9 protein-coding genes are annotated in these 14,749 nt (G+C 72.1%); 4 read left to right on the top strand and 5 right to left on the bottom strand.

Annotation, left to right across the window (positions count from 1 at the left end; translation table 11 throughout):
• Nucleotides 1-5 precede the first annotated feature (5 nt).
• The 3 genes from ACIBKY_RS23690 to ACIBKY_RS23680 are packed head-to-tail and all read right to left on the bottom strand — an operon-like array spanning nt 6 to nt 2,344.
• Nucleotides 6-668 carry a response regulator transcription factor gene (locus ACIBKY_RS23690; RefSeq protein ID WP_397099391.1) on the bottom strand — a complete coding sequence of 221 codons (663 nt, stop codon included), beginning with the start codon at nt 666-668 and terminating at the stop codon, nt 6-8.
• Nucleotides 665-1,984, bottom strand: coding sequence for an ATP-binding protein (locus ACIBKY_RS23685; protein ID WP_397099389.1), 1,320 nt, complete (start codon nt 1,982-1,984; stop codon nt 665-667). The genes ACIBKY_RS23690 and ACIBKY_RS23685 overlap by 4 nt, the downstream gene beginning before the upstream one ends.
• A 39-nt stretch (nt 1,985-2,023) precedes the next feature.
• Nucleotides 2,024-2,344, bottom strand: coding sequence for a hypothetical protein (locus ACIBKY_RS23680; protein ID WP_397099387.1), 321 nt, complete (start codon nt 2,342-2,344; stop codon nt 2,024-2,026).
• 157 nt (nt 2,345-2,501) lie between these two features.
• On the opposite strand from ACIBKY_RS23680, the gene ACIBKY_RS23675 reads away from it, so the two are divergent.
• The 4 genes from ACIBKY_RS23675 to ACIBKY_RS23660 are packed head-to-tail and all read left to right on the top strand — an operon-like array spanning nt 2,502 to nt 7,684.
• On the top strand, nt 2,502-3,641 hold the full coding sequence (locus ACIBKY_RS23675; protein WP_397099385.1) for a siderophore biosynthesis protein: 1,140 nt from the start codon (nt 2,502-2,504) through the stop codon (nt 3,639-3,641).
• Entirely contained in the window at nt 3,623-5,062 is a 1,440-nt protein-coding gene (locus tag ACIBKY_RS23670) for an IucA/IucC family protein (RefSeq protein ID WP_397099383.1), read from the top strand. Before ACIBKY_RS23675 ends, ACIBKY_RS23670 begins: the two co-directional genes overlap by 19 nt.
• Nucleotide 5,063: 1 nt before the next feature.
• Complete coding sequence (locus ACIBKY_RS23665; RefSeq protein WP_397099381.1) at nt 5,064-6,611, top strand: IucA/IucC family protein; 1,548 nt, start codon at nt 5,064-5,066, stop codon at nt 6,609-6,611.
• On the top strand, nt 6,608-7,684 hold the full coding sequence (locus tag ACIBKY_RS23660; RefSeq protein ID WP_397099379.1) for a type III PLP-dependent enzyme: 1,077 nt from the start codon (nt 6,608-6,610) through the stop codon (nt 7,682-7,684). The genes ACIBKY_RS23665 and ACIBKY_RS23660 overlap by 4 nt, the downstream gene beginning before the upstream one ends.
• Here the strand turns inward: ACIBKY_RS23660 and ACIBKY_RS23655 are convergent.
• Together ACIBKY_RS23655 and ACIBKY_RS23650 are read right to left on the bottom strand one after the other, a co-directional pair.
• Nucleotides 7,676-10,939, bottom strand: coding sequence for a UvrD-helicase domain-containing protein (locus ACIBKY_RS23655; RefSeq protein WP_397099377.1), 3,264 nt, complete (start codon nt 10,937-10,939; stop codon nt 7,676-7,678). The genes ACIBKY_RS23660 and ACIBKY_RS23655 overlap by 9 nt on opposite strands.
• On the bottom strand, nt 10,933-14,508 hold the full coding sequence (locus ACIBKY_RS23650; protein WP_397099375.1) for a UvrD-helicase domain-containing protein: 3,576 nt from the start codon (nt 14,506-14,508) through the stop codon (nt 10,933-10,935). The genes ACIBKY_RS23655 and ACIBKY_RS23650 overlap by 7 nt, the downstream gene beginning before the upstream one ends.
• Nucleotides 14,509-14,749 lie beyond the last annotated feature (241 nt).

Raw genomic sequence — 14,749 nt, 5'->3', positions numbered from 1 at the left:
CGCCGTTAGAGGGCTTTCATCCGATATCCAGTACCTCGCAGGGTCTCGATCCGTTCTGCCCCGATTTTCTTGCGCAGGTACCGCACGTAGACGTCCACGACGTTCGAGCCGGGGTCGAAGTCGAACCCCCACACGTGGCTGAGCAACTGCTCGCGGGTGAGCACCTGGTCGGGGTGGCGGCAGAAGACCTCGGCCAGCGCGAACTCCCGCGCCGACAGCTCCACCACGTGCCCGCCCACGTGCGCCCGGCGGCTGCGCAGGTCCAGCGACAGATCGCCCACGCGCAGCACGGTCACCTCGGGCGTGCGCTCGGTACGCAGCCGCAGCCGCACCCTGGCCAGTAGTTCCTCGAAGGCGAACGGCTTGGGGATGTAGTCGTCGGCCCCGCCTTCGAGCCCGGCGACGGTGTCGGCCACGCTGTCACGGGCGGTCAGGATGATCACCGGCAGCGTCACCCTGGCCTGCCGCAGCCTGCGCAGCACCGTGAACCCGTCGCTCAGCGGCAGCCCGATGTCGAGCACCAAAAGGTCGAACTCACCGCTGCGGGCGTACTCGAAGGCGGCCTCGCCGTCCTCCACCACGGTGGTCACGAAGCCGTTGCCCCGCAGCCCTTTCTCCACGAACGCGGCGATCCTGGCCTCGTCCTCGGCGATGAGTATCCGGTTCAATCCCGTATCTCCATTTCAATGACGAAGCGGGCGCCGTCCTCCACCCAGACGCGGCCGCCGTGGGCCTCGGCGATGGAGCGCACGATGGACAGCCCGAGCCCGGCGCCCTGGTGGGAACGGCTGCCCGCGCGGACGAACCGCTGGAAGATGCGTTCGCGATCCTCCGGCCGTACTCCGGGGCCGCCGTCGCGCACCCACAGCCGGACGCGGTCGCCGTCCACGGCCGAGCCCGCGGCCACGAGCGCGCCCTCCTGCGTGTGCCGGACGGCGTTGGCGGCCAGTTGCATGAGCGCCTGGGTGAGCCGCTGGCGGTCGGCCACGATGCGCGCCTCGGCCACCTCGTCGACCCGCCAGTCGCGCTCGCCCAGCGCCCTGGCCTTGGCGATCACGCTGACGGTGAGGTCGGCGAGCTCCACCTCCTCCGGCGACAGGAAGCCGGGCTGCTCCGACTTGGCCAGTGTGAGCAGGTCGTCGACGATGCGGTTCATGCGGTTGAGCTCGTCGGTGACCAGCGCGAGCGTCTCCTCCCGCTCCGCCGGGTCGTCGCCCATCAGCTCCAGGTGTCCGCGGATGACGGTGATCGGGGTACGCAGCTCGTGCCCGGCGTCGTCCACGAACTCGCGCTGCACCTCGAAAGCGCGTTGCAGCCGGTCCAGCATGTGGTTGAAGGTGCGGGCCAGCGCGGCCACGTCGTCGTTGCCGACCACGTCGAGCCGGCGGGTCAGGTCGCTGGAGTCGCTGATGTGCTCGGCGGCCTGCCGTACCATCCGGACCGGTGCGAGCACGCGGCCCGCGACGAACCAGCCGGCCGCGCCCGCCATCGCCAGCGCGGCCAGTGAGGTGAAGGCGAGTACGCGGACGGCGTCGACGACCTCCTGCCGGTGATGCTCGTAGAAGATCGCGATGACGACGTGGCCCTGGCGCGGGTCACCCTTGACCTGGATGGGGATCGAGACATAGCGGACCTCACCCGCCTTGGAGGGCCACTCTCCGGTCTCCGGGCGCTGGGCCTCGGCCACGCGGGCGACCAGGGCAGCGTCCTCGTCGAGAGGCGCGGGCGACTCGGCCCGGCCTTTGTGGTGGGGCTGGCCGTCCACGACGGTGAAGAACATCTCCCACCGGTCGGCGACGTTGACCTGGAGGTAGCCGACCAGCAGGTCCTCCAGGTCGTTGGTCGGGGGTTTGGCCGCGTAGCCGCGCAGTTCCTCGTACTCGTGCTTGAACTCGGCCGCGATCCGCTCGTCCACCCGGGTCAGCAGGACGTTCCAGGCGGCGAAGATCGACAGGCCGAGCGCCAGGGTCACGACCGAGAGCATCCAGCCTACGATCCGGGCCCTCGCGCTCACCTTGCCTGCTCAGTCGTCGTCATCGTCCTCATCATCATCCCCGCTGCGGACCCTGGTCGGCGACGGGGGTGGCACCGGGTCGGCTTTCGTCTTCTTCCTGGTCGGCGTGGGCGTCGCGCGTTCCCTGGTCGGCGTGGGCGTCGCGCGTTCCCTGGTCGGGCTCGGCGTCATCGTCGGCGTCGGGCTGGGCGGCGGGGTGGCCGCGGGGGTGACGATGATCTCGCCGCCGAGGTCCGGTTCGACCGCCCCCGCCTTGACCACCACGGTCATGGCCAGCGCGGCGAGCACCGCGCCGACCGTGGCGCCCACGAGCGTGGTCCTACGGGTCATGACAGGACCGTAGGCTCTGCGGAGGAGATGTCGGTGAGACGAGAATGAGAAGACTCTCATTTGGCCGCCGATTAGCCTGTCGGGGCAACGAGGTGATCGTCCCGGGACTATCATCGCCGAGTTAGGTTAGCCTTACCTGATCCGGGGGTGCCCTGTTTTGCGGCTCTTCATGACGGCGCTCAAGCCGACGGACTCGGTGACCGACGGCTTCCTGCCGGCCGCTCGCGCGCTCGGCTGCGAGGTCACCATTCTGACCGACCGGCCCGAGCAGCACCCGCACGCGGTCGCGTGCGACGTGCGCGACCCGCGCGCCCTCATCGACGCCGTCTCGCGTCTCGGGCGGCCGGACGCCCTGTTCAGCAACTCCGACCACCTGCAGACCGAGACCGCGCTGGCCGCCGCCTACTTCGGGCTGCCCGGCAAGGACTGGCGGGCGTGCCTGTCGGCCAAGAACAAGTACCTGATGCGCGCGAAACTGGCCGAGGCCGGGGTGGAGGAGGTCTTCTCGATCCAGTTGGGTCCGGACGACGCCGTTCCCGGCGGCCTGCCGTACCCCTTGGTGGTGAAGCCCCGCGAGGGCGTGGCCAGCGAGGACGTGATGCTGGTGGAGAAGGACCTGGAGACGGCGGTCACCGCGGTGCGGCGCGCGCGGCCGGGCGCGTACGTGGTCGTGGAGGAGTATCTGGAGGGGCCGCTGCGCACGCTGGAGACGCTGGGCGACGCGGCGGGCACGCGGGTGCTGGGCGGTTACGCGACGCAACTGGGACCGCTGCCGCACTTCGTGGAGGAGCGGCTGGACTGGGCGCCGGACGGGCCGCACGAGCACGTGCTGGCCGCGCTCGCGGCGCTGGGGGCGGGTTTCGGGGCCTGCCACACCGAGTACGTGATCACGCCGGCCGGACCGCGCGTCGTCGAGGTCAACTACCGCGTGATCGGCGACCACTGCGACTTCCTGCTCGGCGACATCCTGGGCGTCCCGCTGTTCGAGTGGATCCTGCGGGCGCACCTGGGCGAGCGGCTTCCGGAAACACCCTCCACTCCCGGGTACGGCACCGCCGTCAGCCTGGTGGCCGACCGATCCGGAACGATCACCGAGGCCCCCGGAGCGGAGGAACGCTCCCAGGGCGGCGTCCGCCTCTGGCACCGCCCCCTGCGCGCCGCCGGAGAACGCATCACCAGAACCCACACCAACCGCGACTACCTGGGCGTCATCCGCGCGGTCGGCCCCGACCGCCACCGGGTGGAGGCGGCGGTGGACGCCTACCGAGCGGAGCGGCCATGGGTGATCTCGGCGTGACCCTCGACTCCACGCAGGCCAGACTGGCCGCCCGGGTGCTGGACGCCCTGCTGCGCGAGGACTACGGCGGACTGTCGGGGCGGGTGAGCAGGACCCGGGAGGGCGTGCGGCTGACACTGGCCGACGGCAGGGTCGTACGGCTGGTGCCGGGGTCGCTCTACCAGGACTTCGTGGTGGCCCCCGAGGAACGCCTGCGGCTGGAGGAGGTGCTCGCCACGCTGACCGAGGTCGCCGATCCGGCCGACGCGCAGGGCGTGGCGGCCTTCGCCGACGAGTGCGCGGCGGCGCTGACGGCCGGTGAGCTGCACGCCCTGCACGCCGATCGGGTGCTCGCGGGCGAGCCGTCCTTCGAGACGCTGGCGGCGTTCGTGGAGCATCCGGTGTATCCGACCTCGCGGGCCCGGGTGGGGATGAGCGCCGCGGACCTGCTGGCGTACGCGCCGGAGTTCGGGCCCGCGTTCGCGCTGCGCTGGGTCGCGGTGCCCGGCCACGACGAGCCGTTTCCCGTGCACCCGCTGACGATCGAGGAGGCGCTGAAGGTCGAGGGGGTGCGCGAGGTCGAGGGGCGGCCGACGATCGTGCGGCCCACGTTGTCGATGCGGACCGTCGAACTGGACGCGCGTACCCACCTGAAGCTACCGATTCCGGTCAGCACGCTGGGCGTGCGCAACCGCCGCTCGATCAAGCCGGGGACGCTGCGTGACGGGGCCCTGGCCGAACTGCTCGTCCGTGAGCTGGCCGACCCCGACGTCCTCGTGGCCGACGAGCAGACCTACGCGCACGCCGGACACGAGTACCTGGCGTGGATGATCCGCAGGCTGCCGGAGGGCAGGATCGTGCCGGTGGCCGCGCTCAACGCCCCCACCGTGCTCGAACGGCTCGGCGACGTGGTCCCCGAGTACCTGCGCATCCTGCTGCGCTGGAACGTGCGGCTGTTCGTCCGCCACGGCGTGGCGCTGGAGGCGCACCAGCAGAACATCGCCCTCGTGTTCACGGCCGACGGCATGAAACTTCTCGTCAAGGACAACGACGGGCTGCTGGCCTCTCCGGCGAGGCTGCGCGCGGCCGGTGTCGAGCCGCCCGCCTTCACCGACCAGCGCATGCTGACCGACGACCCCCACGCGCTGGCGGACGTGTTCGTGACGATCACGCTGCACCTGGCGGCCGCCGCGGTCGCGTTCGGGGCGCTGCCCCACGAGCGGGCCGCCCGGCTGCTGCGCGAGACCCTCGCCGAGGCGCTCGACGAGCACGGCGAGGACCCCATGGCCCGGCTGCTGCGCGCCAGGACGCTCGACGCGGCCCGGCTCACCGGGAAATCGATGATCACCGCGGGCACCCTGGTGGCCAAGGAGCGTACCGGCGCCCGCGACGTCAACAAGTACTACGGCGCCAGCGGGCCCAACTACCTGAGGAGAGCGTGACGTGGAAAGCCTGGTCCTCGACTCCCCCGCCGCGTCGCCTCCCCGGGCCGAGGAGGCGACCCTGGCTGCGCTGCTGCGCTGCTGTGTGCGGGAAGTGGCGGGGCCGCGCGGCCTGGTGTGGCCGGCGCCGCCGTACCTGCTGCTGCGGGTGGGCGGGACGTTGCTGCGGGCACGCACGCGCGGCGGCGCCGCGCTGCGCTTCACCGGCCCGCCCGAGCGGCTGGAGCAGGGCGTCTGGGTGCCTCTGACCACCGATGAGCTGGTACGGCGGGCCGTATCCGACCTGAGCCTCGGCGAGGTGAACGCCGAGTTCGCCGGCCAGGTGGCGGCCAGCCGCGAGGCCCTGGAGGCGATCCTGCGGGCGCGGGCCGAGGCGGTCGCGCCCGCCGACCCGTGGCTGGCCTCGGAGCAGGCGCTGGTCTACGGGCATCCGTTCCATCCGAGTCCGAAGGCGCGGGGCGGGCGCGACTGGCTGGCCTACGCGCCCGAGGCGCACGCGCGGTTCCCGGTGCGGCTGCTGGGGGTGCGTTCCGACGTGGTTTCGCAGGAGGGCGTGACCGGCGTGCTGGACCGCCTGGGCGAGGCGCCGCCGGGGTACGCGCTGCTGCCCGCGCATCCGTGGCAGCTCGACCTGCTCGGCCCGGTCTTCGACGACCGGCTGGTGGACCTGGGGCCGGGGCCGGTGGTGGTGCCGACGTCGTCGGTGCGGACGGTCTACGCGCCGGACCTCGGAGTCTGCCTGAAGTTCTCGCTGGATGTCCGGATCACGAACTGTGTCCGGAAGAACGCCTGGTATGAGCTGGCAGGGGCGGTGGAGCTGAACCGCCGCTTGGGCACGATATTCGATGAAATTTCCGGCAAATACCCTGCGACGCGGTGGCTGCCCGAACCCGGCTACCGCTCCGCGGGCCTGGGCACGCGGCTGCTGGAGGGGCTCGGCGTGATCGTGCGTTCCAGCCCGTGGTCGGTCACCTCCCCCGGCGTCACGCCCGTGCTGGCCGGGGCGCTGGCCGCCGAGGGCGTCCGCACGCCGGACCCCGCCGCGTGGTGGCGCGCCTACGTCGCGGCGCTCGTCCCGCCCGTGCTGGAGCTCTACTTCCGGCATGGCGTGGTCCTGGAGCCCCACCTGCAGAACGTGCTGGTCGGCCTCGACGCGGACGGGCTGCCCGCCGAGGTGGTCTTCCGCGACCTGGAGGGCACCAAGCTGGTCACCGGCCGCCACGACCTGACCGGGGTGCCGGACCGCGTGGCGGAGGCGTTGTCCTACGACGCGGACCGAGGCTGGGCCAGGGTCGCCTACTGCCTGCTGGTCAACCACCTCACCGAGATCGCCGCCAGCGTGGCGCCCGACGACGCGACGCTGGCCCGCCTGTGGCGATCCGCCGCGGAAGTGATCGCCGAAGTGGCCGCGGACCTGGGCAACCCCGTACCCCTGTCGGATCTGCTGGCCGGCGCGCCCCTGCCCGCCAAGGCCAACCTGTCGGTGCGCTGGGCCAGGGCCGCCGACCGCGCGGCCGGCTACGTCCCGATCGCGAACCCGCTCGCATGAGCCCCGTACCCGCCGCCCGGATCGCCGAGGCCACCGCCGGCGACGCGCCCGCCTACGTCTACGACCTGCCCGCCCTGGACGCGCACGCCACGGCCGTCCGCCGGGCGCTGCCCGGCATCGAGCTCTACTACGCGGTCAAGGCCAACCCCGACCCCGAACTGCTCCGCGTACTCGAACCCCACGTGGACGGCTTCGAGGTCTCATCGGGCGGCGAGCACGCGCACGTCAGCGCCTTGTTCCCGGACAAGCCGCTGGCGCTCGGCGGCCCCGGCAAGACCGACGCGGAGCTCCTCCTGCCCGCCCACCGCCTGCACGTGGAGTCGCCCAACGAACTGCGCCGCCTGCTCGCCTCGGGCCGCGCCGCCGACGTCCTCCTGCGGGTGAGCCCCGACCTGCCCGTCGAGGGCGCCGCCCTCACGATGAGCGGCCCGTTCGGCATGGACGACGACGGCGTGCGCGCCTGCCTGCCCCTGTTCGACGACCGGGTACGGCTACGCGGCCGCCACTACCACCTGGCCAGCGGCCTGAACGCCGACCAGCTCCTGAAACTGGCGGAAACCCTGCTGTCCACCCACCCCGGCGAGGTGAACCTGGGCGGCGGCATGGCCGTGGACTACCGCGACCCCGCCGCCCGCTTCGACTGGCCCGCCTACGGCACCGGCCTGGCCCGCCTGCGCACCCCCGGCCAGGCGGTCCGGGTGGAGCCGGGCAGGTCGCTGACCGCCTACTGCGGCCACTACGTGACCAGGGTCGTGGACGTGAAGCGGGTGCGCGGCGAGGCGTACGCGGTCGTGCTGGGCGGCACCCACCACCTCAGAACCCCCGTCACCAAGGGCCACGACCAGCCCTTCACCGTGCTGCCCACCGGCACCGGCCCAGGCGTGACCGACGAGCCCGTGACCGTCGTGGGCCAGCTCTGCACCCCCAAGGACGTCTTCGCCCGAGCCGTCACCACCTCCATCCGCGTGGGCGACACCGTGGTCTTCGCCATGGCCGGCGCCTACGCCTGGAACATCTCCCACCACGACTTCCTGATGCACCCCAAACCCACGTTCCGCTACCTGTCAGGCTGAGGTGGGAACCGCTTCGATGAGGGCGATGAGGCCGTCCGCGCCGAGGAGGTTCACCGGGCGGACGGTCTCATTGGGGCGGACGTAGTGGAACGCGGCGCCCACCTGGTCCAGGGGGACTTTGGCCAGGTGTGACCAGGCCAGGCGGTAGGCGGCCAGCTGGACGGAGGCGGCGGCCGCCGCCTTGCCCGACGGGCGTTCACCCGTCTTCCAGTCGACCACCTCGTACGTGCCGTCGGGCAGCTGGAAGACGGCGTCCATGCGGCCCCTGACCAGACGATCGGCGATCATGGTCTCGAAGGGGACCTCGAGGTCGAGGGGTTTGCGGGTGGCCCATTCGCTTTCCTCGAAGCGTTCCTGCAGCTCGGCCAGCCGTACGTCGGCCTCCTCCTCGACGATCTCCAGGCCGGGCAGCTCGAAGTCGTCGATGAGGCGCTGCTGGTCCCAGCGCGTCTCCAGCCAGCGGTGGAACGAGGTGCCCCGGCGGGCCAGCGGCGCGGGCTTGACCGGGACCGGGCGGCGGATCCTGCGGGCCAGTTCCTTCGCGTCGGCGGCCAGCGTGACCAGTGACGAGACGGTCAGCTTCGACGGCAGCTCGACCGTCCTGCCGCCACCGCGCCGATAAAGCTCGCGTTCGCGCAGCAGCAGGTCGGTGTCGCGCTCCCAGGCCCGGACGCGCTCCTGCTCGAACGTCTTCAGCGGCTCCTCCGGCGCGGCGTCGAGCCGGCCCGACAGCGCGTCCTCGACCAGGCGGGCGCCGTCCAGGACGGCCTCGTACCTGTCGCCTTCTGGAACGACCGGCCAGGTGGCCTCGGCGGGCTCGTCCAGCAGCGGGTTGGTCGCGCCGTCGGCCAGGTCCGGGGCCCAGAAGGCCACGCGGTCGCTGGTGTCGCGGATCTCCAGCAGGAAGTCCGACGGCTCCAGCGGCTTGGTGGCGCTGCCCCAGCGATATCCGGAGGCGATCAGGTGGTAGTGGGCCCGCGTGACCGCCACGTAGGCCAGGCGCCGCTCCTCCATGAGGTCGCGCGCGCGGCAGCGCTCGTCGAACGCGATCAGCTCCTCCTTGCTCAGCCCGCCCAGCCGGGGCAGGTCCGCGACATCCCCTCTCAAGGGGTACGGGAGCTTGCGCGGATTGTCCGTCCACCGGCTGTTGGTGACCGGCGTCGCCGGGAACATGCTGCCGGTGGCGATCGTGCCCTTCGAGCTGATCAGCTGCGACAGGCCGGGCACCACCACGACCGGCCACTCCAGGCCCTTCGAGGCGTGCACGGTCATCAGCTTCACGCTGTTGCTCTCGCCCACGCGCCCCGCCTCCAGGCCGAACTCCTCACTCTCCGCCGCCTCCAGGTAGGCCAGGAAGGCGCCGAGCGTCGGATCCTCGGCGTCCCCGGCGAAGCGGGAGGCGGCGTCCAGGAAGGCGTCCAGGTCTGCACGGGCGGCGAAGGCGCTGACCGTGCCGCCGCGCGCGGCCACCTCGATGTCGAGGCCGAGCTTCCGTTCGACCTCGGTGATCAGGTCGGGCAGCGGCTGGGCGGTGTGGGCGCGCAGCTGACGCAGCTCGTGGGCCAGCGCGACCAGGCGGCTCCTGGCCAGCGGCGAGAACGACTCCAGCCACTCCTCGCGGTCGGGCAGCTCGTCGAGGGCGTCGATCAGGCTGCCGCGCTCCTCGGCCAGGTCCACGACCACCTGGTCGAGCGGGTCCTTCTCCGGCCGTGTGCCCTCCCTGGCCTCGCGGGTGAGCTCGCGGGCGTACTCGCCGAGCTGGCGCAGGTCCGCGGGACCGATACGCCACCTCGGACCGGCCATGAGCCTGGCCAGGGCATCTCCGGCCGTCGGGTCATACAGGGCTCGGAGGGTGGCGACGATGTCGTTGACCTCGGGGACGGTGAGCAGGCCGCCCAGGCCGACGACCTCCACCGGGATGTCGCGGGCCTCCAGCGCGCGGCGCAGGGCGGGGAACTGCGAGCGCTTGCGGGCCAGGATCGCCACGTCCTGGGGCTGGAGCTCCAAGGTCTTCTTGCGTTCCTTCTCGCCCCAGGGCAGGCCGTCGGGGGCGACCTCCTGGCCGAGCATCTTCTTGACGCCCTCGGCGATCCACTCGGCCTCGTCCTCGGCGGTCTCGTGGAAGGCGCACGTGACGCGGCCTCGGTCCTTGCGGTTGGCGCCGGGCACCAGGACGGGGACCTCCCTGGCCTCCATCCGCAGCGGGATCTGGACCCGGGCGGCGACGTCGAGGACGCGGTCGCCGTTGCGGAAGCTGACCGAGAGCTGACGCACCGGGGCCCGGTCGCCGGAGGCCGTTCTGAAGTCCTGGGAGAAGCGGCGCAGGTTTCCGGCCGAGGCGCCGCGCCAGCCGTAGATGGACTGGCAGGGGTCGCCGACCGCGGTGACGGGGTGGCCGCCGCCGAACAGGCTCCTGAGCAGGACGAGCTGGGCGTGGCTGGTGTCCTGGTACTCGTCCAGCAGGACGACGGAGAACCTGTCGCGTTCGATCTGGCCGACTTCGGGGTGTTTGGCGGCGATCCGGGCGGCCAGGGACATCTGGTCGCCGTAGTCGATGACCTCGCGGCCACGCTTCAGCCGCTCGTACGCCGCCACCAGGGGAAGGAGCTGTTCCCTGGCCCGTTGCACCGCGATGGGCTTGCGCTGGGCCGCGATGGTCTTGGCGGGGAGCATGCCGTACCGCTCGTCGAGCCACTCGCCGACGCCCCGAACGTCGCCGCCGGCGCGCAGGTGCTCCGACAGCTCTCCCGCGAGCTCCAGTACGGCGGCCGTGACCGACGGCGGCCCCAGCTCGATCTTGTCCATCGGCCCGTCGTACATCGCCACGACCCGCGAGGCCAGCTGCCACGAGACGGCCGGGGTGACCAGGCGCATCGTGGGCTCCAGCGCCTCACGCAGCGCGTGGTCGGTGACCAGGCGGGCGGCGTAGGCGTGGTAGGTGGAGACGGCCGGCTCGTCGTCCAGCAGCGACGGCTCGACCAGGCCCGCCTCGGCCAGGCCGTTGAGGCGCTCACGCACCCGGTTGGCCAGCTCTGCGGCGGCCTTGCGGGTGAAGGTGAGACCAAGCACGTTCTCGGGGCGCACCAGCCCGTTGGCGACCAGCCAGACCACGCGCCCGGCCATCGTCTCGCTCTTGCCGGAACCCGCTCCGGCCATCACGACCATCGGCTCCAGCGGCGCCTGGATGACAAGCTCCTGCTCCGGAGTCGGCGGCAGCACGCCCAGCTTGTCGGCGAGCTCTCCCGGACTCAGCACACCTGGCCCCCGTTGTCGTTGACCGGGCAGCTGGCCTTCGCGGCGCACGTACGGCAGCCGTCGTTGACCTTCGCCTGGAAGAACGGGCCCGACATGCCGATCGCGACGGTGTCGACCAGGTCCTTGGCCCAGGTGGGGTCCCGGTCGTCGGCCAGGGCGGGCTGTGCCTGCTCCAGCGCGTCGTTCTTGCCGCCCGCCTTGCCGAGCTGCACCAGCGAGGCGCCGCCCGGCTCGGTCATGCCGTGCCTGGCGAAGGCGCCCAGCAGCGCGGCCAGCTGGTAGACGCCCAGCTGGGGGTGGCGGTCGAGGTCGCCCGCCTTGGGCTTGCTCGACCCGGTCTTGAGGTCGATGATGACGGCCCTGCCGTCGGAGTCGCGTTCGACCCGGTCCACGCGGCCCTTGATCAGCACGCCGTCGCCGACCGTTGCGGTGAACGCCTCCTCCAGGGCGACCAGTTCGCGCGGGTTCTCCTTGTGCCAGCGCAGGAACTTGGCGATCATCTGCTCGGCCACCTGGCGCTGCTTGCGGTTGAACCAGACTCCGCCGAAGTCCAGTTCGCTCCAGATGTCGTCCAGGCGGCGGCCGAGAAGGTCCTCGCTGGGCAGGTCGGTGGCGGCCAGCACGGCCAGGGCGTGGATGACCGTGCCGAGGCCCTGGGCGCTGCTCGTCCCGGCGGCGCCGACGGCCGTCTCCAGGAGCCAGCGCAGGCCGCACTTGGTGAAGCTCTCCACGGCCGAGGGCGAGATGCGCACGATGTCGTCCGGCCAGCCGAGTGGGCGGTCGTCGGAGATCGGCGTCAGCGCGTACCAGTCGTTGGGATGCGCGCCCTGCACGCCCGCGGCGGCGAGCCTGGCGAGTTGCTGCGCGGCCTTCTGCCGGATTTTTGCTGGCTTTGTGGGATCTGTTACGGCGCTGCGGAGGTCGGCCACCAGCGCTGCCATGTTCAGCCACCGGGCCTGGTCGTCCACCGTCGCCGTGTCCACGGAGCCCGGCATCAGCTCGGCCAGGAACCTCGACGGCCGCTCATCGGTGTCCTCACCGCCCACCGCCGTCACGACCAGCCTCTTCCTGGCCCTGGTCGCGGCCACGTAGAACAGGCGGCGTTCTTCGGCCAGGAGCTTCGAGGCCAGCGACGCGGTACTCGGCTGCGCCCCCTCGGCCAGCTCCACCAGGTCCTCCGCGCCCAGCATCGAACCCCGCAGCCGCAGATCCGGCCAGACGCCCTCCTGAACGCCCGCCACCACCACGACGTCCCACTCCAGTCCCTTGGAGCGATGCGCGGTCAGCACCCGCACGGCATCGCCGTCCGGGGCGCGTTCGGCCAGGGTGTCACCGGGGATCTCCTGGGAGGCGATGTCGTCCAGGAACACCTCCGCGCCGGCTCTGGGCATGCGGTCCACGAACCTGGCGGCGTGATCGAACAACGCCACCACGGCGTCCAGGTCCCGGTCGGCCTGGGCGCCCCGGGCGCCGCCCGACAGGCTCAGGTCGGTCCAGCGTTCGGCCAGGCCGCTGCCCTGCCAGATCGCCCAGAGGACCTCTTCCGCGGTGCTCTGGGCCTTGGCGGCCTCTTTGGCGGCGTGGAGGAGGTGGGCCACGCGTTCTGCCGGGTGGGCTATGTGGGGTTCTATGCGGGTCAGTTCGCGGACATCCAGGACGGCGGCCACGAGCAGTTCCCCAGACGACCTGACGGACCGCCCCACCGGCCCGTCCTCCCCTTCCAGAAGAACCTCTTCGTTACCGGCCCCCTCTCCCCCGGAGCCCCCCACCTCGGAGGCCCCTTCACCCGAGGCCCCTTCACCCGAGGCGCCTTCACCCGAGGCGCCTTCACCCGAGGCGCCTTCACCCGAGGCGCCTTCACCCGAGGCGCCTTCACCCGAGGCGCCTTCACCGGAGGTGCCTTCCTCTTGGGCCGGGGCGGGCTCTTCGGTGGCGGCGGCCTCGTTTTCGGCGATCTTCAGGGCGCGGCGGAGGCGGCGTACACCGATCATGTCGGTGCCGCCCAGCGGGCCGGTCAGCAGTTCCTCCACCACGGACTCGTCCAGCTCGCCCGGGTACAGGGCCATCCGGAGCATCGTCAGCAACGGCCGCACCCCGGGCTCCTGGGCGATCGGCACCTCGTCGCCCGCCACCATCGTGGGCACACCGGCACTCACCAGCGCCCTGCGTAGCAACGGCACCTGCCGGGTGGCCGAGCGGACCAGCACGGCCATCCGGTGCCACGGCACGCCGTCGATCAGGTGCGCGCGGCGCAGCGCGTCGGCCACCACGGCCGCCTCCTGGCTCGTGGAGTCGGCCAGCAGGACCCTGACCTCGCCGGGTTCGGCGCCGTCCAGGGGCATCAGGTCCCGATGCCCCCACGCCTTCCGCTCCCTCGGTACGGCGGGCGGAGTGGGTGGCTCCTGGGCCGGGGGCTCAGGACGAGCGTCGGGCTCGTCAGACCGATCGGGCTCGTCGGGCTCGTCGGGCTCGGGCACGTCGGGTTCGTCGGGTAGGTCGTCTGTCGGGCCCGCTGTCAGCAGGGTTTCGAACGCAGTGTCCTGCTCCTTCGCCACCGGGGCGGACGGCTGGGCCGTACCGGATGGCTCGGATGGGGTGAGGGTCGCGTCGGGGGTGGGGGCGGCGGGCAGGCGGGAGGCGACGCGGCGGGAGGCCGTCAGGAGGTCGGCGCCGCTGCGGCGGCACACGCGCAGGGCGACCACGGGCGCGTCGCGGCCGTCCAGGGTGCGGAAGCGCTCCGGGAAACGCAGGATGCCGCGGACGTCGGCGCCGCGGAAACCGTAGATGGACTGGTCGGGGTCGCCCACCGCGATCAGGTCGCGGCCGTCGCCGGCGAGCTGCTGAAGGAGGTACTCCTGGGCCGGATCGGTGTCCTGGTACTCGTCCACGAAGACCATGTCGTAGGCGGCCCGCTCGCGGCGGCGTACGTCGGGGTCGGACAGGAGGCCGGCCGCCGCCTTGATCAGCTCGGCGTAGTCGAGCACCGGCTCGGGGTCGAGGTCGAAACGCTCCTGGTAGCGCAGCGAGAACTTGCCCGCCGCCACCCAGTCTGGCCTGCCGTGCTGGTAGCCGAGTGCGACCAGGCGGTCGCCGTCGAGACCGCGCTCACCCGCCCGTGACAGGAAGTCGCGCAGTTCCTCGGCGAACCCGCGGGTCTTCAGCGGCTCCCGCAACGCCTGCGGCCACTCGCGCGCGCCGTCCTCCAGCTCGCCGTGGAGCAGGCGGCGGATCTCCAGCAACTGCTCGGGCCCGCTCAGCAGCCGCGGCGGCTCCATCCCCGCCTGCAGGGCCTCGCGCCGCAGCAACGCGTAGGCGTAGCTGTGGAAGGTGAGGGCCAGCGGCGTACGCGTGGTGCGGCGCAACCGGCCGGTGACACGTTCGCGCAGCTCACCGGCGGCCTTCCGGCTGAACGTGAGGATGAGCACCCGCTCGGGATCAAGCCCCCGGCGTTCGATCCGGTCGACGACGGTCTCCACGACGGTGGTCGTCTTCCCGGTGCCGGGACCGGCGAGGACGAGCATCGGCCCACCGGGATGTTCGACCACGGCACGCTGGTACTCGTCGAGCACAGGGGCCTCAACAGGTCCCCCGCCCCCACGTCGCACCAATCGCCAGGTCTGACCACTCACAGCACTAGATTCCACCAGACCACAGGGGTAGATCGTGCCGCCTTGACCGTTCTCCCCACGAGTCCGCCCACGCTACCGGCCCAATCCCCCAATATCCCGCCAACCCGCCGCCCCCAACCCACCTTCCTCCACCCCACCCCGACCGCCACTTTCTTCCTCCGGTACGGCCCGCCGCCCTGGT

It is taken from the genome of Nonomuraea sp. NPDC050394, assembly GCF_044459065.1.
Lineage (GTDB): Bacteria > Actinomycetota > Actinomycetes > Streptosporangiales > Streptosporangiaceae > Nonomuraea.
This window is presented reverse-complemented; position numbering and strand designations above follow the sequence as displayed.